At 66.9% G+C, this 17,394-nt stretch carries 16 protein-coding genes and 1 pseudogene; 5 read left to right on the top strand and 12 right to left on the bottom strand.

Going from position 1 to position 17,394, the window contains the following annotated elements:
- From LGM71_RS29120 to LGM71_RS29090, 7 genes and pseudogenes are all read right to left on the bottom strand, one after another.
- Positions 1-127, bottom strand: a pseudogene (locus tag LGM71_RS29120) (acetyl-CoA C-acetyltransferase); the annotation flags it as partial.
- A 256-nt stretch (positions 128-383) separates the two neighbouring features.
- The gene (gene phaP / locus LGM71_RS29115) at positions 384-965 is read right to left on the bottom strand and encodes a TIGR01841 family phasin (RefSeq protein WP_226117751.1); all 582 of its coding nucleotides are present in this window, start codon (positions 963-965) and stop codon (positions 384-386) included.
- A gap of 461 nt (positions 966-1,426) precedes the next feature.
- Positions 1,427-2,191 carry a ParA family protein gene (locus tag LGM71_RS29110; RefSeq protein ID WP_059603020.1) on the bottom strand — a complete coding sequence of 255 codons (765 nt, stop codon included), beginning with the start codon at positions 2,189-2,191 and terminating at the stop codon, positions 1,427-1,429.
- Between the two features lie 71 nt (positions 2,192-2,262).
- The gene (locus LGM71_RS29105) at positions 2,263-2,886 is read right to left on the bottom strand and encodes a DNA-3-methyladenine glycosylase (RefSeq protein ID WP_124902040.1); all 624 of its coding nucleotides are present in this window, start codon (positions 2,884-2,886) and stop codon (positions 2,263-2,265) included.
- Positions 2,873-3,424, bottom strand: a complete 552-nt coding sequence (mug, locus tag LGM71_RS29100; protein ID WP_226117749.1) for a G/U mismatch-specific DNA glycosylase — start codon at positions 3,422-3,424, stop codon at positions 2,873-2,875. The genes LGM71_RS29105 and mug overlap by 14 nt, the downstream gene beginning before the upstream one ends.
- A 113-nt stretch (positions 3,425-3,537) precedes the next feature.
- Positions 3,538-4,089: a single-stranded DNA-binding protein gene (locus LGM71_RS29095; protein WP_059603013.1), complete on the bottom strand. Its 552-nt coding sequence runs from the start codon at positions 4,087-4,089 to the stop codon at positions 3,538-3,540.
- A gap of 103 nt (positions 4,090-4,192) precedes the next feature.
- Positions 4,193-5,380 (bottom strand): MFS transporter, encoded by a 1,188-nt coding sequence (locus LGM71_RS29090; RefSeq protein WP_174909361.1) that lies wholly within the window; start codon positions 5,378-5,380, stop codon positions 4,193-4,195.
- 267 nt (positions 5,381-5,647) lie between these two features.
- Between LGM71_RS29090 and uvrA the strand changes: the two genes are divergently transcribed.
- Together uvrA and LGM71_RS29080 are read left to right on the top strand one after the other, a co-directional pair.
- The gene (uvrA, locus tag LGM71_RS29085) at positions 5,648-8,533 is read left to right on the top strand and encodes an excinuclease ABC subunit UvrA (protein ID WP_059598825.1); all 2,886 of its coding nucleotides are present in this window, start codon (positions 5,648-5,650) and stop codon (positions 8,531-8,533) included.
- Positions 8,534-8,788: 255 nt separating this feature from the next.
- The gene (locus tag LGM71_RS29080) at positions 8,789-9,871 is read left to right on the top strand and encodes an AI-2E family transporter (RefSeq protein ID WP_226117747.1); all 1,083 of its coding nucleotides are present in this window, start codon (positions 8,789-8,791) and stop codon (positions 9,869-9,871) included.
- A 119-nt stretch (positions 9,872-9,990) separates the two neighbouring features.
- On the opposite strand, the gene purU is transcribed toward LGM71_RS29080, so the two are convergent.
- The 5 genes from purU to LGM71_RS29055 form a co-directional block, all read right to left on the bottom strand.
- Complete coding sequence (purU, locus tag LGM71_RS29075) at positions 9,991-10,875, bottom strand: formyltetrahydrofolate deformylase (protein WP_124626287.1); 885 nt, start codon at positions 10,873-10,875, stop codon at positions 9,991-9,993.
- Positions 10,876-10,951: 76 nt separating this feature from the next.
- Complete coding sequence (locus LGM71_RS29070) at positions 10,952-11,809, bottom strand: NUDIX hydrolase (protein ID WP_124902039.1); 858 nt, start codon at positions 11,807-11,809, stop codon at positions 10,952-10,954.
- A gap of 5 nt (positions 11,810-11,814) precedes the next feature.
- Entirely contained in the window at positions 11,815-12,429 is a 615-nt protein-coding gene (locus tag LGM71_RS29065) for a LysE family translocator (RefSeq protein ID WP_059598829.1), read from the bottom strand.
- A 34-nt stretch (positions 12,430-12,463) separates the two neighbouring features.
- A complete protein-coding gene (locus LGM71_RS29060; RefSeq protein WP_059526281.1) occupies positions 12,464-13,030 on the bottom strand; it encodes an adenine phosphoribosyltransferase in 567 nt (188 codons plus the stop codon).
- A 78-nt stretch (positions 13,031-13,108) separates the two neighbouring features.
- Positions 13,109-15,115 carry a cation:proton antiporter gene (locus LGM71_RS29055; RefSeq protein ID WP_226117745.1) on the bottom strand — a complete coding sequence of 669 codons (2,007 nt, stop codon included), beginning with the start codon at positions 15,113-15,115 and terminating at the stop codon, positions 13,109-13,111.
- 125 nt (positions 15,116-15,240) lie between these two features.
- Between LGM71_RS29055 and kdsD the strand changes: the two genes are divergently transcribed.
- The 3 genes from kdsD to lptC are packed head-to-tail and all read left to right on the top strand — an operon-like array spanning position 15,241 to position 17,378.
- A complete protein-coding gene (kdsD, locus tag LGM71_RS29050; RefSeq protein WP_059598830.1) occupies positions 15,241-16,224 on the top strand; it encodes an arabinose 5-phosphate isomerase KdsD in 984 nt (327 codons plus the stop codon).
- Entirely contained in the window at positions 16,224-16,760 is a 537-nt protein-coding gene (locus tag LGM71_RS29045) for a KdsC family phosphatase (RefSeq protein ID WP_059598831.1), read from the top strand. The genes kdsD and LGM71_RS29045 overlap by 1 nt, the downstream gene beginning before the upstream one ends.
- Before the next feature lie 3 nt (positions 16,761-16,763).
- The gene (gene lptC / locus LGM71_RS29040; RefSeq protein ID WP_059451451.1) at positions 16,764-17,378 is read left to right on the top strand and encodes an LPS export ABC transporter periplasmic protein LptC; all 615 of its coding nucleotides are present in this window, start codon (positions 16,764-16,766) and stop codon (positions 17,376-17,378) included.
- Positions 17,379-17,394 lie beyond the last annotated feature (16 nt).

The following is a 17,394-nucleotide window of genomic DNA, read 5'->3' as shown; positions in this document are numbered from 1 at the left end:
CGCCCGAACGCTCCAGCACCGCGCGAATCACCGTCGCCCCCAGCTCCGGTGCCGCGATCTTCGCGAGCGAACCGCCGAATTTGCCGACCGCGGTCCGCGCGGCCGATACGATCACTACGTCCGTCATGTTCTCTTCCTGCATTGAAATCAGTGGGTCGATCCGTATTGCGTGCCGGCACCGCGCGGCGGCGGCGCGTGAGCGCCGTGTGGCCGGCGATGCGGCTGCACGTTCGCATGCTCACGCGTGCCGCTCATCCGCCCGCCCCGACCGTGTCCGGGCACGCTGCGGCGGCCGGACATACGCCGAACGCCACGCGGCACACGCGGCGGCCGGCGCCCGCCGTCGCCGCTCAATCAGTGTCGCGCCTGTGCGCGACATGCGCTCATGCAGCCGATTCGCGCGAAGCGGTTTCCTTGCGAGCAGCGGCGGCGGTCTGCTTGGCACCGCGGGCCGTCGTTTCGCTGACTGCGTCGAAACCGCTTTGCGCGGCTTCGATCGCCTGCCCCGTCGCTGCACGCACGGAGTCGGCCGCGGCCGTCGCCGCGGACAGCGCCGAATTCAGCGCGGCGACCACGGCGCCCGAACCCGCCGGCGCATGCTTCGTCAACTCGCCGACCACTTCCTTCACGCGCTGGTCGTTCTGTTCGTACTGAGCCTGGGCAACCTTCGCCCACTCGGCCTGCGTCGTCACGGCAATATCGAACAGATGGCGACCGTATGCGACGGCCTTGCCGGCGGCTTCCTGCGGTGCGGCGACTTGCTGCGCGAAGCCTGCAGCCGGGTTGCTCGCGTTGAACGCGTTCTTCAGCTTGTCCTCGTATTCCTGGAGCGCCGTCTTGGCCGCTTGCAGGTTGAGTTCGACGACTGCCTCGAAACCATTGATTGCCGGACGGGCAATCGCGAACCAGGCGGCGATTCCGGACTGATAATCGGCGGCGAATTTTTCGGGGGCAAATACGGACATCGGGCACGCTCCTGTTGGCAATGCGAGAGACGACGTAAAGAAAATGGAAGTCAGATCGAGGGCCTGCTTCCTTATTCACAACCCTCAGGCACGATTGATTGTGAAGAGTTGAGGATGGCCATTTTAGATGGATTAATTGTCAATTAAGTGGCATTAATACTAGGTGAAAACCCTTAAATGTCGAAGTGACCGCTTCACAACGGTGCTTGTTCATAATGGGGTCGCCTCGCAACGCCTTGCCCGACAATGACCTTTACCTTTTTACAGCATAACCCGCGGTAGCCGGCCGCAACATTTACCCCGTCATTATTCCCGTTATTAGAAAAAGGGCGCGCATTGAAAACGGGACAGATGATTATGTAATCGTTTTTCCAGATTTATTTTGAAATCGTTTCCGGGATTATTAATGACGAATTCAATGATCGTATATGAATTGCCGCGAGGGGGCTGCGGCGACACCCTCACCCGACCAGTTCGCGATGCAGTGCCCGAAACTCCTGCGCGAGCTTGTGCGCCGGCTCGAGATGGATCACCGGCGTCGACTGCTGATGCGACTCGCGGATCTTCACCGACGCCGATAGCCGCGACGCCAGCACCGGCAGGCCTTCCTCGACGAGTTCGTCGACCAGCCGCTGCGGCAGGCTCGCGCGTGGCTGGAACTGGTTGATGACGATCCCTTCGACCTCGAGCGCCGCGTTGTGGTCCTGCTGGATTTCCTTCACGTTCTCGAGCAGCGTGTACAGGGCCCGACGCGAGAAGTCGTCGCAGTCGAATGGAATCAGGCAACGCTCGACCGCGATCAGCGCCGAGCGCGTGTAGAAATTCAGCGCGGGCGGCGTGTCGATGTAGACGGCATCGTAGGTGTCGAGCTCGTTGAGCGCATCGCGCAGCTTGTAAATCTTGTAGCGCGATTCGAGCTTGCCGTGCAGCGCGTCGAGGTCCGGATGCGCGGGCATCACGTCGAGCCCGTCGAACGGCGTCGGATGGATGAACGAGGCGACGTCGACCGGCCGGAAGTTGAACGTCAGCGCGGTCTCGAAGAATTCGGCGACGCCGGGATGCGCGTCGGCCGCGCGGTCGCCGAGCAGGTAGCGCGTGGAATTCGCCTGCGCGTCGAGGTCGATGACGAGCGTGCGCAGCCCTTCGCTCGCGCTGATCGCCGCCAGGTTGCAGACGATCGTCGACTTGCCCACACCGCCCTTCTGGTTGAATACGACCCGCCGCATGGTGTCTCCTTCGATCGAAACGTCGAAAGGACGAGCTTAGCCGGTCAATCGTGGCGACCGCGTGACATATGTCAGATGCGCGGCAGCGGTCCCGACACATGACGGTTGCCGGGCACGCTCCATCGCCAGGGCAGCTCCTGGCCGACGCGAATGCCGACGCGCGGCCCGCCCGCCAGGTTCGCGGGCGGCGCCATGCCGTCATCCACGAGCGCGAAACCTTCAAGCGCGGCGACCAGATCGACCCCGTCCTGCGCGCCGGCGATGCCGAGTGCCTGGGTCAGCCGCGCGGGCCCCCGGCACAGATCGCGATCGCGCGTCAGCGGCGGCCGGGCCGCACGCATCCGTTCGAGCCCGTGCAGCGGCTCCAGCGCACGGATCAGCACGCCCGTCCCGGCGCCTTGCGGACCGCACACGCAGTTGCAGCACCAGTGCATGCCATAGGTGAAATAGACGTACATATGCCCGGGCGGCCCGAACATCGTCGCATTGCGCGGCGTTTTGCCGCGGTAGGTGTGCGCGGCCGGGTCGATCGCACCCGCATAGGCCTCCACTTCCACGATCCGGCCGGCACGGCCGTCCGCTGCCGCCAGGATCTTGTTCAGCAGTTGCGGTGCGACTTCGGTGGCCGCGCGATCGAAGAACGCGCGCGGCAACAGCGCGCCCGGCCAGCACGACGCGGGCTTATTGCGCGGCATCCGACGTCCCCTGCTGCCGGCGGCCCGAAACGGCGTGCGCCGCTTCTCGTAGCTCGCGATACGCGTCGACCAGGTCGTCGATGCCGAATGCGCGGTTCCTGCCGCTCGGATTCGGCAGGATCCAGACGGCCGCGCGCTGCATGTGCTCGGCTTGCCGGCCCCACGTGATCTCGCGTCGTCCGGAGAGCACAGCGTACGCGGCCTTGCCCAGGAACGCGACGAAGCGCGGCGCGTAATGCACGATCTTCTGCTCGAGGACGGCCGCCTCGGCGACGAATTCCGCGTGCGACAACTGATCGGCGCTCGCGGTCGGTCGCGGTACGACCGCGGTCAGCCCGCATCCGTACGCGAGGATCGTCCGGTCGTCCCTCGGCGCGATTTCGTCCGGCGTGAAGCCCGCGAGATGCAGCACGCGCCAGAAGCGGTTGTTCCTGCCCGCGAAGTGATGCCCTGTCGCGGCGGCGGTCATGCCGGGGTTGATCCCGCAGAACAGCACATCGAGCCGCGGGGCGATGAGGTCGGGGAGCGCGTCAGCCACTGGCGGTCTCCGGGGCGCGGGGCGTAAACGGAAAAAGACCCGAAGGTCCGTGCCAAGCGATTGGCTTGACTCGGACATTCGGGCCCATTCCGGTGCGGGATGCCGACGTTCCGTCAGAACGGAATATCGTCGTCCATCTCGTCGAAACCGCCGCCTGCCGGCGCGCTCGGACGGCTCTGACCGCCGCCTGCACCGCCGCGCGGCGCACCGCCGGCACGGCCGCCGCCACCGCCGCGTTCCATCTGTTCGCCGCCGCGACCGCCGCCACCACCACCGTAGCCGCCGCCGTAACCGCCTTCGTCACCGCCGCCACCGCCGCCGCCCGAACCGCCGCGGCCGCCGAGCATCTGCATCTGGTCGGCGACGATTTCGGTCGAATAGCGATCCTGGCCGTCCTGGCCCTGCCACTTGCGCGTGCGGATACGGCCTTCGATATAGACCGACGAACCCTTCTTCAGGTATTCGCTGACGATTTCAGCGAGACGGCCGAAAAACGCGACGCGGTGCCACTCGGTCATTTCCTTGAAATCGCCGCTTGCCTTGTCCTTGTAGCGATCGGTCGTCGCGAGACGGATGTTCGCAACCGCGTCGCCGCTCGGCAGGTAACGGACTTCAGGATCGGCGCCGAGATTGCCGACGAGGATGACCTTGTTGACGGATGCCATGTGTTTCTCCAGTAAATTCGATGCCGGGCCGCCCGCGAATATCGTCGGAGCGGCCCGCCGGGCAAGCCGGCGAGCGTCGCCGGTGCCTGCCCGAAAAGAGGGTTCAGGCCTTGCGCGGCGGCGCTTTCATGCTGGCCGCGATTATAAGCCACGCCGCCACGAGCCCCGAGCAGGCATAGAAGACGGTGTTCGCGCCGCCGTGCTTCAGCAGCCAGCCGCCCACGATGCCGCCGAGCGCGAGCCCGATCGATTGCGTGGTGTTGTAGACGCCCGTGGCCGCGCCCTTGCGCGAACCGGGCGCGAGCTTCGACACGAGCGACGGCTGCGACGCTTCCAGGATGTTGAAGCCCAGGAAGTACACGAACAGGATCGCCGCCACAATCAGGATGGTATGCGGTGCGCTGCCGAGCAACAATTGGCCGATCAGGATAGCCAGAATGCCGCCGAGCAGCACCGGTTTCATCTTGCCCCGTTTTTCTGCGACGATGATCGCCGGGACCATCATCACGAACGCGAGCCCCATCACCGGCAAGTAGACCTTCCAGTGCGCGGCGACCGGCAGCCCGCCGTCGACCAGCAGGCGCGGCACGACGAGGAACAGCGCCGTCTGCGTCGCGTGCAGCACCAGCACGCCGAAGTTCAGGCGCAGCAGCTCGACGTTGTGCAGCACCTCGCCGAACGGCGCCGGCACGTGCACGGGCCTCGCCGCGTCGGGCACGATCCACACCACGACGCCGATCGCGAGGATCGACAGCACGCCGACGATCGCGAACAGCCCGCTCATCCCGACCCAGTGGAACACGATCGGCGCGCCGACGATCGCGACCGCGAACGACACGCCGATCGAGCCGCCGACCATCGCCATCGCCTTCGTGCGGTTCTGCTCGGAGGTCAGGTCGGCGATGAACGCGAGCACTGCGGACGACACGGCACCCATGCCCTGGATCACGCGGCCGACGATGATCCACGTGATGTCGTGCGCGAACGCGGCGACGAAGCTGCCGAGCGCGAAGATCAGGAGGCCGGTGGCGATCACGGGCTTGCGGCCGAACTTGTCTGACGCCCACCCGTAGAAGATGTACAGCAGCGACTGCGTGACGCCGTAGGCCCCGAGCGCGATGCCGACGAGCAGCACGTTGTCGCCGCCCGGGATGGTTTTCGCGTAGACCGAGAACACCGGCATGATCATGAACAGGCCGAGCATGCGCAGCGCGAAGATCGCCGCGAGCGACGTGGTCGCGCGCAGTTCGGGCGCACTCATGCGGGAAGACGTGGCGGACGGATTGGACATCGGGAATGAATTTCGAATGATCGGAATGTCCGCCCGGCGGCGGGCGGCGGAAGATCAGGGCCACCGGCCCGGCAGGCGCTTTCCGGGACCGCTTTCCGGGAGGTCACGCAGGCTGCCTGCGGGCCGCCTCGAGCCGTGCGGCGCGGCCGCTTCCCCGGCGTGGACACCGCCTTGCTGCCAGCTGCTGCAAAGGCTGGGGACCCCCAACGACGGCCTCGAAAAGCCGTTATAGTAGCAGGTTTGGTTCCCTCCATTTTCGCCAGGTTCATGGAACAGATCCGTATCCGTGGGGCACGCACCCACAACCTGAAAAACGTCAATCTCGACCTGCCGCGCCACAAGCTGGTCGTGATTACCGGGTTGTCCGGGTCGGGCAAGTCGTCGCTCGCGTTCGACACCCTTTATGCCGAAGGCCAGCGCCGCTACGTCGAAAGCCTGTCCGCGTACGCCCGCCAGTTCCTGCAACTGATGGAGAAACCCGACGTCGACCTGATCGAGGGCCTGTCGCCCGCGATCTCGATCGAGCAGAAGGCGACGTCCCACAACCCGCGTTCGACCGTCGGCACGGTCACCGAGATCCACGACTACCTGCGACTTTTGTTCGCACGTGTCGGCACGCCGTATTGCCCCGACCACGACATCCCGCTCGAGGCGCAGAGCGTGTCGCAGATGGTCGACGCGGCGCTCGCGCTGCCCGAGGAAACCAAGCTGATGATCCTCGCGCCCGTGGTCGCGAACCGCAAGGGCGAGCACGTCGAGCTTTTCGAGGAGATGCAGGCGCAGGGCTTCGTGCGCTTTCGCGTGCGCTCGGGCGGCGGCACCGCGAACGAAGGCGTCGCGAAGATCTACGAGGTCGAGTCGCTGCCGAAGCTCAAGAAGAACGACAAGCACACGATCGACGTCGTCGTCGACCGCCTGAAGGTGCGCCCGGACATGAAGCAGCGCCTCGCGGAATCGTTCGAGACCGCGCTGCGCCTCGCCGACGGCCGCGCGATCGCGCTGGAAATGGACACCGACCGCGAACACCTGTTCAGCTCGAAGTTCGCCTGCCCGATCTGCTCGTACTCGCTGCAGGAGCTCGAGCCGCGCCTGTTCTCGTTCAACAACCCGATGGGCGCGTGCCCGGAATGCGACGGCCTCGGCCAGATCACGTTCTTCGATCCGAAGCGGGTCGTCGCGCACCCGTCGCTGTCGCTCGCCGCGGGCGCCGTGAAGGGCTGGGACCGCCGCAACCAGTTCTACTTCCAGATGCTGCAGAGCCTGGCGGCATTCTACGAATTCGACATCGACGCCGCGTTCGAGGACCTGCCGGAGAAGATCCGCAAGGTGCTGCTGTTCGGCTCGGGCAAGCAGACGATCCCGTTCTCGTACATCAATGAACGCGGCCGCACGACGATCCGCGAGCACGTGTTCGAAGGGATCATCCCGAACCTCGAGCGCCGCTACCGCGAAACCGATTCGGTCGCGGTACGCGAAGAACTCGCGAAATACCAGAACAACCAGCCATGCCCGTCGTGCGACGGCACGCGGCTGCGCCGCGAGGCGCGCCACGTGCGGGTCGGCACCGGCGACTACGCGCGCGGCATCTATGAAATCAGCGGCTGGCCGCTGCGCGACGCGCTCGGCTATTTCGACGGCCTGTCGCTCGACGGCGCGAAGCGCGAGATCGCCGACAAGGTGATCAAGGAAATCGTCGCGCGCCTGACCTTCCTGAACAACGTCGGCCTCGACTACCTGTCGCTCGAGCGCAGCGCCGAGACGCTGTCCGGCGGCGAGGCGCAGCGCATCCGCCTCGCGTCGCAGATCGGCTCGGGCCTGACCGGCGTGATGTACGTGCTCGACGAGCCGTCGATCGGCCTGCACCAGCGCGACAACGACCGCCTGATCTCGACGCTCAAGCACCTGCGCGACCTCGGCAACTCGGTGATCGTCGTCGAGCACGACGAGGACATGATCCGCACGGCCGACTACGTCGTCGACATGGGCCCCGGCGCGGGCGAGCACGGCGGCGTGGTGGTCGCCGAAGGCACGCCGAAGCAGGTGCAGTCGAACCCGCAGTCGCTGACGGGCCAGTATCTCGTCGGCAAGCGCACGATCGAGTATCCGGACGAGCGGATCGCGCCCGATCCGGAGCGGATGCTGCGCATCGTCGACGCGCACGGCAACAACCTGAAGCACGTCGATCTCGAGCTGCCGGTCGGCCTGTTGACCTGCATCACCGGCGTGTCGGGTTCCGGCAAGTCGACGCTGATCAACGACACGCTGTACCACGCGGTCGCGCGCCACCTGTACGGCTCGTCGGCCGAGCCGGCGCCGCACGAGGCGATCGAAGGCCTCGAGCACTTCGACAAGGTGATCAACGTCGACCAGTCGCCGATCGGCCGCACGCCGCGCTCGAACCCGGCCACCTACACGGGCCTGTTCACGCCGATCCGCGAGCTGTTCTCGGGCGTGCCGACCGCGAAGGAGCGCGGCTACGATCCGGGCCGCTTCTCGTTCAACGTGAAGGGTGGCCGCTGCGAGTCGTGCCAGGGCGACGGCGTGCTGAAGGTCGAGATGCACTTCCTGCCGGACGTCTACGTGCCGTGCGACGTGTGCCACGGCAAGCGCTACAACCGCGAAACGCTCGAAGTGCAGTACAAGGGCAAGAACATCAGCGAAGTACTCGACATGACGGTCGAGCACGCGTACGAATTCTTCAGCGCGGTGCCGGTCATCGCCCGCAAGCTGAAGACGCTGCTCGACGTCGGCCTGGGCTACATCCGCCTCGGCCAGTCGGCCACGACGCTGTCGGGCGGCGAGGCGCAGCGCGTGAAGCTGTCGCTGGAGCTGTCGAAGCGCGACACGGGCCGCACGCTGTACATCCTCGACGAGCCGACCACCGGCCTGCATTTCCACGACATCGCGCTGCTGCTCGAGGTGATCCACCGGCTGCGCGACCAGGGCAACACGGTCGTGATCATCGAGCACAACCTCGACGTGATCAAGACGGCCGACTGGGTGATCGACCTCGGCCCCGAAGGCGGCGCCGGCGGCGGCCAGATCATCGCGCAGGGCACGCCCGAGCAGGTCGCGAAGACGAAGGCGAGCTTCACCGGCAAGTACCTCGCGCCGCTGCTCAAGCGTCCGACCCGCAAGGCGGCGGCCGGCTGACAATTGCCGTTCCCGCGCGCGGCTGCCGGCCGCGCGCGCCCGGCGCTCGCGGCGGCGCCGGCGTCATCGTTTTCCCTTCCGCGGTTTTCCCCTCTGCGTTTACACCACGAGCCAAACAGCCCCGTGGCGGACCATAATGGCAGCTATACTTTACGGTCGTAAGGTTCGCCATCCGCACCAATCCGGTGCGGCGCCGGGCGACCGCCGTCCTGCCGCCCACCGCGCGGCATGACACACGAACGACAGGAATCCACGATGGAGAAGCAACAAGAGTCGCGCGACGCCCAGAGCCGCGAGCCGCACCTGCGGAGTGTGCGGCTGACGAGCGACTTCAGCCTGCCGAAGCTGTCGGCGATCGAGATCGGCAGCTATCTGTTCGCCCTCGTCGCGATGGTGCTCGTCATCGAGCTCAAGCTGCTGGGCGGGCTGCTGGCCGGCCTGCTGGTCTATCAGCTGATCCACACGATCGCGCCGGTCATCGAACGCCACACCACAAGCATGCGCGCCCGCTGGGTCGCCGTCGTGCTGCTGTCGATTGCGATCGTCGGCGGGCTCACCGGCCTGACGATCGGCATCATCGATCACTTCGAGCACACGGTGCCGAACCTGCAGAGCCTGCTCGACCAGCTGATGCAGATCGTCGAGCAGACCCGCGCCCGCACGCCGGCCTGGATCGCGAACCTGCTGCCCGTCGACGTCGAACAGATGAAGACCAAGGCGGCGCTGCTGATGCACTCGCACATGGATCAGCTCCAGCAAGGCGGTAAGAGCGTCGCGCGCGGCTTCGGCCACGTGCTGTTCGGGATGATCATCGGCGCGATGATCGCGATCGGCGTCGAGCACGGCAAGGTGCGTCGGCCGCTGTCGACCGCGCTCGTCACGCGCGTGTCGCGCTTCGCCGAGTCGTTCCGCCGGATCGTGTTCGCGCAGATCAAGATCTCGGCGATCAACGCGGCATTCACGGCGATCTACCTGCTCGTCGCGCTGCCGATCTTCCACCAGCGGCTGCCGCTGTCGAAGACGCTCGTGCTCGTCACGTTCATCGTCGGGTTGCTGCCGGTGATCGGCAACCTGATCTCCAACACGCTGATCGTCGCGGTGTCGCTGTCGGTCAGCATGGGCACCGCGATCGCGTCGCTCGCGTTCCTCGTCGTGATCCACAAGTTTGAATATTTCCTGAACGCGAAGATCATCGGCGGCCAGATCGAGTCGCGCGCGTGGGAACTGCTGCTCGCGATGCTGATCATGGAAGCCGCGTTCGGGCTGCCGGGCGTGATCGCCGCACCGATCTTCTATGCATACCTGAAGCGCGAGCTGTACATGCTGCGGCTGATCTGACGCAACGCTGCCCGGCGCGTCACGCGCGTCACGCGATAAAAAAACGCCGCGCCCCGTCAAGGGCGCGGCGTTTTTGCATCCGGGCCAGCGGCCGGCCAATGGCCGCCCCGCACCGCCGATCAGCGGAACACGACCGTCTTCGTGCCGTTCAGCACGACCCGGTGCTCGACGTGCCACTTCACGGCGCGCGCGAGCGTCACGCACTCGACGTCGCGGCCGATCGCGGTGAGCTGGTCGGGCGTCATGCTGTGGTCGACGCGCTCGACTTCCTGCTCGATGATCGGGCCTTCGTCGAGATCGGTCGTCACGTAGTGCGCGGTCGCGCCGATCAGCTTCACGCCGCGGTCGAACGCCTGGTAGTACGGTTTCGCGCCCTTGAAGCTCGGCAGGAACGAATGGTGGATGTTGATCGCCCGGCCGGCGAGCTGCTGGCACATGTTCGGCGACAGGATCTGCATGTAGCGCGCGAGCACGACGAGATCGGCCTGGTGTTCGTCGATCACTTCGAGCACACGCGCTTCCTGCGCGGCTTTCGCCGCATCGGACGAACCGCCGACGAGCGGGAAGTGATGGAACGGAATGTTGTAGCTCGCGGCGAGCTGGTAGAACTCCTTGTGGTTCGACACGATCGCCGGGATCTCGATCGGCAGCTGGCCCGTGCGGTAGCGGAACAGCAGGTCGTTCAGGCAGTGGCCGATCTTCGACACCATGATCACGACGCGCGGCTTCACGGCCGCGTCGTGCATCTCCCAGCGCATCGCGAACTGCTCGGCGAGCGGCGCGAATTCGTTGCGAAGCGTGTCGAGCGCCGACGCGGCATCCGCGCCCCCGCCGTCCTGCACGAAGTGCACGCGCATGAAGAACTCGCCGGTGCGGCTGTCGCCGAACTGCGCCGAATCGAGGATGTTGTTGGCGCGTTCGAACAGGAAGCCCGAGACTGCGTGGACGATGCCGTGCCGGTCGGGGCACGACAGTTTCAAGATAAAGCTGTGATCGGTCGACATGACCGCTACTCCCTTCGTTTCGGTGTTCGTCAAATAGGCCATTCGTTCGGCCGCGCCCGGGCCGGCGTGCTGCGCGTTACGCGGCCGGCGCGAACAGCGCGTCGATGCCCGCTGCGTCGGCCGCCGCGAGCCAGCGATGGCGCAGCAGCGTGTCGAGCATCGCGAGGCTCGCATCCATCGTCGCGCGGCCTTCGCGCAGCCAGCCGATCACCTCGGATACACCGGCCAGCAGGTGCTCGGCCACTTCGCCATCCTGGTTGTGCGGCGCGAAGTCGCGCGGCAGCGGCAGGTCGTACACGAAGATCAGTTCGGACTGCGTGCCTTCCGGCAGCGAGCACAGCACCTGCACCGCCCGGCCCGCGATCGCGCGCGCCGCCAGTTCGGCCGGCATGCCGGCCTCTTCCCAGCATTCCTTCGTGAGCGTCTCGTGAACGCCCAGGCCCCAGCCGATGCCGCCCGCGACGACGTTGTCGAGCATGCCGGGATCGGTTGCCTTGGTCGCGCTGCGGCGGCCGAGCCACATCCGCGGCACGGCCGGCTCACCCGGCGCAACCGCATATTCTACGATGCCGTTCAGGTGCACTGCATAGGTCTGCGTGCCGAAGAAGCGCGACGCGGCGCGTTCGATATACGCGAGCGGTGGATCGTCGAAGCGGTTGCGGATCGCATAGATCTCGTCGCGCCAGCCCGGAATCGCGCCCTCCGCCGCCAGCGCACCGATCGCGCTCGCGAGCGCCATGCTGCGCGCGTCGACCGTGTCATAACGCGCCGACAGCACGACGCGCGTGTCGGTCAGCTCGAACACGTCGGGCCAGCGGGCGAGCTTGGCGACGTCCTGGCGACGCACCCAGCCGACCTGCTCGCCGGCGATCTCGAAACGCAGGTGCGCGGCCGGATCGAAGCGGCGCGCGGCCGCGATGCAAGGAAACGTCATCGGGCTCAGTCCTTCAGCGCGACGCGAATGCCGATCGCGATGAACGTCGCGCCGGCGATCCGGTCGAGCCATACGCCGGCCTTCGGGCGGCGCTTCAGCCATGTGCCGATCGCGCCCGCGCCGACGCCGAACAGCGAGAACACCACGGCCGTCTGCAGCATGAACAGCGCCCCGAGCTCGAACATCTGCAGCGTCACGCCCTGCACGCCATGCGGATCGACGAACTGCGGCAGGAACACGACGAAGAACAGCGTGACCTTCGGGTTCATCAGGTTACCGATCACGCTCTGCCGGAAGATCGCGCCAAGCGGCTGCGGCGGACGCGCGTGCGCGTTCGCGAGCCCCTGGCTGCGCAACGCCTTGATGCCGATCCACACGAGGTACGCGGCGCCCGCGAGCTTCAGTGTCTGGAACGCGACCGGCGACGAGCGCAGCACGGCCGCGACGCCGAGCGCCGCGAGCGTCGTATGGAACAGGATCCCGGCCGTGAAGCCGAGCGCGGCGACGAAGCCGGCCGCGCGGCCCTGCGAGATGCCGCGCGCGAGCACCTGCAGGTTGTCGGGACCCGGCGCGAACGTGATCGCGATCGACGTGGCGAGAAACAGCATGAAGTTGGGCATCGTGACCTCGCGGCGTGGGCCGGCGTCCAGTGGTTCAGTGGCCGGCGAATTCGGTGACGGTATAGACGGGCAGCCCCGCGTTGCGCAGCAGCGTCGAGCCGCCGAGATCGGGCAGATCGATGATCGCCGCACCTTCGACGACGACCGCGCCGAGCCGCTGCAGCAGGTTGCGCCCCGCCATCATCGTGCCGCCGGTCGCGATCAGGTCGTCCATGATGATCACGCGGTCGCCGGCGCGGCACGCGTCTTCGTGGATCTCGACGGTCGCGCTGCCGTATTCGAGGTCGTACGACTCCGAGCACGTCTTGTACGGCAGCTTGCCGACCTTGCGGATCGGCACGAAGCCGACGCTCAACTCGTACGCGACGATCGGCGCGATGATGAAGCCGCGCGCGTCGAGGCCCGCGACATAGTCGAGCTTCGCATCGACATAGCGTTCGACGAACAGGTCGACGAGGATGCGCAGCGCCTTCGGGCTCTGCAGCAGCGTCGTGATGTCACGGAACATCACGCCCGGCTGCGGCCAGTCGGGCACGGTGCGGATCTGGCTGTGGATGAAGGCGACCGGATCGAGCGGTGCGCCCGACGACGAATGCGGCATGAAACTCTCCGAAAAAAACGGTGCGCGAAGATCGGGCACCGTTTCGAGTAAATACGGGTCAGGTTATCGAATCGCGACTCACGCGACTGCGGCCGGCGGTTCGCGCCGATGCCGCGACAGCCGCTCCTCCGCGAGCGCGAGCGCCTCGGGCAGCCCGCGCAGCACGACGATGTCGCTCGCGCGCAGCTTGGTCTGCGGATCGGGTTCGACGCCGCGGATGCCGTGCCGGCGGATCGCCGTGACTTCCAGCCCGAGCGCATACAGCCCGAGTTCCTCCAGCGAGCGCCCGACCGCATCCGCGCGCGCGTCGACCGGCACCGATTGTAGCCGCACCTGCTCGTGATCGTCGTCGTCCGCATCGTCCGCGCCGCGGAAATAGCCGCGCAGCAGGCTGTAGCGCTCGTCGCGCATCTCCTCGACGCGCCGCACGACCTTGCGCATCGGCACGCCGACCAGCACCAGCGTGTGCGACGCGAGCATCAGGCTGCCCTCGACGATCTCCGGAATCACCTCGGTCGCGCCGGCCGCGAGCAGCTTCTCGAGATCGGCGTCGTCGACCGTGCGCACGATCGCCGGCAGCGTCGGCTCCAGTTCGTGCACGTGATGCAGCACGCGCAGCGCGGACGGCGTGTTCGCATACGTGATCGCGACGACCGCCGCGCGATGGATACCGGCCGCGAGCAGCGACTCGCGGCGCGCCGCGTCGCCGAACACGACCGATTCGCCGGCCGTCGCGGCCGCGCTCACGCGATCGGGGTCGAGGTCCAGCGCGACGTAAGGAATGCCTTCCTGCTCGAGCATGCGCGCCAGGTTCTGCCCCGCGCGGCCGTAACCGCAGATGATCACGTGGCCGCGCTGCTTGAGGCTTTGCGTCGCGATCCTCGTCATCTGCAACGACTGCTGCATCCATTCCGTCGACGACAGCCGCATCACGATCCGGTCGGCGTTCTGGATCAGGAACGGCGCGGCGAGCATCGACAGCAGCATCGACGCGAGGATCGCCTGCAGCAGCGTCGAATCGACGAGATGGCGGTCGAGGATCAGGTTCAGCAGCACGAAGCCGAATTCGCCGGCCTGCGCGAGGCCGATGCCGGTGCGCATCGCGACGCCCGGCGTCGCGCCGAACAACCGCGCAAGTCCGGCGATCGTCGTCGCCTTGAACAGGATCTGCCCGACGAAGAAGCCGAACACGAGCACCGGATGCTCCCAGATCACGCGCGGATCGAGCAGCATCCCCGTCGTCACGAAGAACAGGCCGAGCAGCACGTCGCGGAACGGCTTGATGTCCTCCTCCACCTGATGGCGGAACGGCGTCTCGGAGATCAGCATCCCCGCGATGAACGCGCCGAGCGCGAGCGACAGGCCAAAGCGGTCGGTGATGAACGCGGCGCCGAGCGTGACGAGCAGCAGGTTCAGCACGAACAGCTCCTGCGAGCGGCGCCGAGCGACGACGTTCAGCCAGCGCGTCATGAAACGCTGCCCGATGACCAGCAGCAGCGTCAGCGCGATCACGATCTTGACCGCCGCGAAGCCGAGCGTGAGCGCGAGATCCTTCGACGACTCGGCGCCGAACGCGGCGATCACGATCAGCAGCGGCACCACGGCCAGATCCTGGAACAGCAGCACGCCGAAGATGTTGCGGCCGTGCGCGGTCTCGATCTCGAGCCGCTCGGCGAGCATCTTCGACACGATCGCCGTCGACGACATCGCGAGCGCGCCGCCGAGCGCGATGCAGCCCTGCCACGTGATGTGCACCCAGCGCTCGAACAGCAGGCCGAGCGCCAGCGCGAGCACGAGCGTCGCGACCACCTGCAGGAGGCCCAGCCCGAACACGAGCCGCTGCATCGCCCGCAGCTTCGCGAGCGAGAATTCGAGGCCGATCGAGAACATCAGGAACACCACGCCGAATTCCGCGAGATGCTCGGCCCGCTCCAGATCCGCGGCGACGCCGAACGCGTGCGGCCCGACCAGGATGCCGACGGTCAGGTAGCCGAGCATCGGCGGCAGGTTCAGCGAGCGAAATACGACGACGCCCACCACCGAGGCCAACAGCAGCAGCAGGGTCATTTCGAGCGGGGAAATCACGGGCGAAGCGTCCTCGTTCGTCGGGGCCACGGCAATGCGGGCGCGGGTGGTGGCGGTGGGCAAGCGGCATCGGACGAGTCCGAAGGCGCGGCGCGGCGAACAAACGCCTTTGCTATACTCCGCGCATGATAGCGAAAATCAATGATGATCGGGCGCTCGCGCTCGCCCGCGACGTGCTCGACATCGAGGCGGACGCCGTGCGCGCGCTGCGCGACCAGCTCGACGGCGACTTCGTCCAGGCCGTCGCGCTGCTGCTCGGCTGCCGCGGCCGCGTCGTCGTATCCGGCATCGGCAAATCCGGGCATATCGCCCGCAAGATCGCGGCCACGCTGGCGAGCACCGGCACGCCGGCCTTCTTCGTCCACCCGGCCGAGGCCAGCCATGGCGACCTCGGCATGGTCACGTCGGACGACGTGTTCATCGGCATCTCCTATTCCGGCGAGTCGGAAGAACTCGTCGCGATCCTGCCGCTCGTGAAGCGGATCGGCGCGAAGCTGATCGCGATCACGGGCCGTGCGGAATCGAGCCTCGGCACGCTCGCCGACGTGAACCTGAACGCCGCGGTCTCGAAGGAAGCCTGCCCGCTGAACCTCGCCCCCACCGCGAGCACGACCGCCGCGCTCGCGCTCGGCGACGCGCTTGCCGTCGCGGTGCTCGACGCGCGCGGCTTCGGCTCCGAGGATTTCGCGCGCTCGCATCCGGGCGGCGCGCTCGGCCGACGCCTGCTCACCCACGTACGCGACGTGATGCGCTCGGGCGACGACATTCCGCGCGTCGGGCTCGACGCGACGCTGTCGGACGCACTGTTCCAGATCACCGCGAAGCGCCTGGGCATGACCGCCGTGGTCGACACCGACGGCCGCGTGGCCGGCATCTTCACCGACGGCGACCTGCGCCGCGTGCTGGCGCGCGACGGTGATTTCCGCACGCTGCCGATCGTCGACGTGATGACGCGCGAACCGCGCACGATCGGCCCCGACAATCTCGCGGTCGAGGCCGTGGAACTGATGGAGCGCCACCGGATCAACCAGATGCTGGTGGTCGATGCCGACGGTGCGCTGATCGGCGCGCTGAACATGCACGACCTGTTTTCGAAGAAGGTGATCTGATGAGTGCAGCGCTGACTGCGGCCGAACGCGCGAGCCGCGTGAAGCTGATGGTTTTCGACGTCGACGGCGTGCTGACCGACGGCGGCCTGCTGTTTACCGCGGCAGGCGACGCGATGAAGTCGTTCAATTCGCTCGACGGCCACGGCGTGAAGCTGCTCGGCGAGGCCGGCATCGCAACCGCGATCATCACCGGCCGCCGCTCGGACATCGTCGCGGCCCGCGCGAAGGAAATGAAGATCGCGCATCTGTTCCAGGGCGTCGAGAACAAGCTCGCCGTGTTCGGCGACCTGATCGCGTCGCTCGGCATCACCGCCGACGCCTGCGGCTATATGGGCGACGACTGGCCCGACCTGCCGGTGATGCTGCGCTGCGGCTTCGCGACGGCACCGGCCAACGCGCACCCCGAGGTGATCGCCCGCGCGCACTGGGTGGCCGAGGCCCGCGGCGGCCACGGCGCGGTGCGCGAAGTCTGCGACGCGATCCTGCGCGCGCAGCGCCGCTACGACGCGCTGCTCGCCGCTGCCTGCGGAGCCTGACGGATGAACACGCATTTCCGCTGGACCCAGCTGCTGCCGCTCGTCGCGGTCGCCGCGCTCGCGGGCATCACGTGGTGGCTGCTGCAGGCGACGCTGCCGCCGCCCGGCGAAGGCACCGTGCAGCCGAAGCGCCACACGCCCGACTATTTCGCGGACAACTTCTCGGTCACCGAGCTCGACCAGACGGGCACGACGCAGTACCGTCTGACGGCCGCGAAGCTGATTCATTACGAAGACACCGAAAACAGCGACCTGACCGATCCGGCCATGCGCGCATTCCAGCCCGGCAAGCCGGTCGTGACGACCACCGCGAAGCGCGGCACCGTCAACGGCGACGTGTCGATCGTCGACTTGTACGACGACGCGCGCATCCTGCGCGTGGCCGGCGGCGGCGACCCGCAGATGCAGGCCGATTCGCAGCATTTCCGGATCTTCGTCAATGACGATGTGATCCAGACCGAAAAGCCGGTTAAACTTCAGCGCGGCCTGTCGCTCGTCAACGCGACCGACGGCATGAAGTACAACAACGTCACCCGGGTCATCGAGCTTTACGGCAACGTGCGCGGCACGATCGCCGCGGCGGACACGTCCGGCGGCTCGAAAGGTCAATCCAGGTGACGCATCCCTCACGTGA

It is taken from the genome of Burkholderia sp. AU33545, from assembly GCF_020419685.1.
Lineage (GTDB): Bacteria > Pseudomonadota > Gammaproteobacteria > Burkholderiales > Burkholderiaceae > Burkholderia > Burkholderia diffusa.
Note: the sequence above shows the minus strand (reverse complement) of the source record. Positions and strands in the feature narration are given on the sequence as shown.

Coding starts and splice junctions, on each gene's coding strand:
- phaP (WP_226117751.1), bottom strand. CDS start 965: ATGTCCGTATTTGCCCCCGAAAAATTCGCCGCCGATTATCAGTCCGGA.
- LGM71_RS29110 (WP_059603020.1), bottom strand. CDS start 2,191: ATGCGGCGGGTCGTATTCAACCAGAAGGGCGGTGTGGGCAAGTCGACG.
- LGM71_RS29105 (WP_124902040.1), bottom strand. CDS start 2,886: ATGCCGCGCAATAAGCCCGCGTCGTGCTGGCCGGGCGCGCTGTTGCCG.
- LGM71_RS29095 (WP_059603013.1), bottom strand. CDS start 4,089: ATGGCATCCGTCAACAAGGTCATCCTCGTCGGCAATCTCGGCGCCGAT.
- LGM71_RS29090 (WP_174909361.1), bottom strand. CDS start 5,380: ATGTCCAATCCGTCCGCCACGTCTTCCCGCATGAGTGCGCCCGAACTG.
- uvrA (WP_059598825.1), top strand. CDS start 5,648: ATGGAACAGATCCGTATCCGTGGGGCACGCACCCACAACCTGAAAAAC.
- LGM71_RS29080 (WP_226117747.1), top strand. CDS start 8,789: ATGGAGAAGCAACAAGAGTCGCGCGACGCCCAGAGCCGCGAGCCGCAC.
- purU (WP_124626287.1), bottom strand. CDS start 10,875: ATGTCGACCGATCACAGCTTTATCTTGAAACTGTCGTGCCCCGACCGG.
- LGM71_RS29070 (WP_124902039.1), bottom strand. CDS start 11,809: ATGACGTTTCCTTGCATCGCGGCCGCGCGCCGCTTCGATCCGGCCGCG.
- LGM71_RS29065 (WP_059598829.1), bottom strand. CDS start 12,429: ATGCCCAACTTCATGCTGTTTCTCGCCACGTCGATCGCGATCACGTTC.
- LGM71_RS29060 (WP_059526281.1), bottom strand. CDS start 13,030: ATGCCGCATTCGTCGTCGGGCGCACCGCTCGATCCGGTCGCCTTCATC.
- kdsD (WP_059598830.1), top strand. CDS start 15,241: ATGATAGCGAAAATCAATGATGATCGGGCGCTCGCGCTCGCCCGCGAC.
- LGM71_RS29045 (WP_059598831.1), top strand. CDS start 16,224: ATGAGTGCAGCGCTGACTGCGGCCGAACGCGCGAGCCGCGTGAAGCTG.
- lptC (WP_059451451.1), top strand. CDS start 16,764: ATGAACACGCATTTCCGCTGGACCCAGCTGCTGCCGCTCGTCGCGGTC.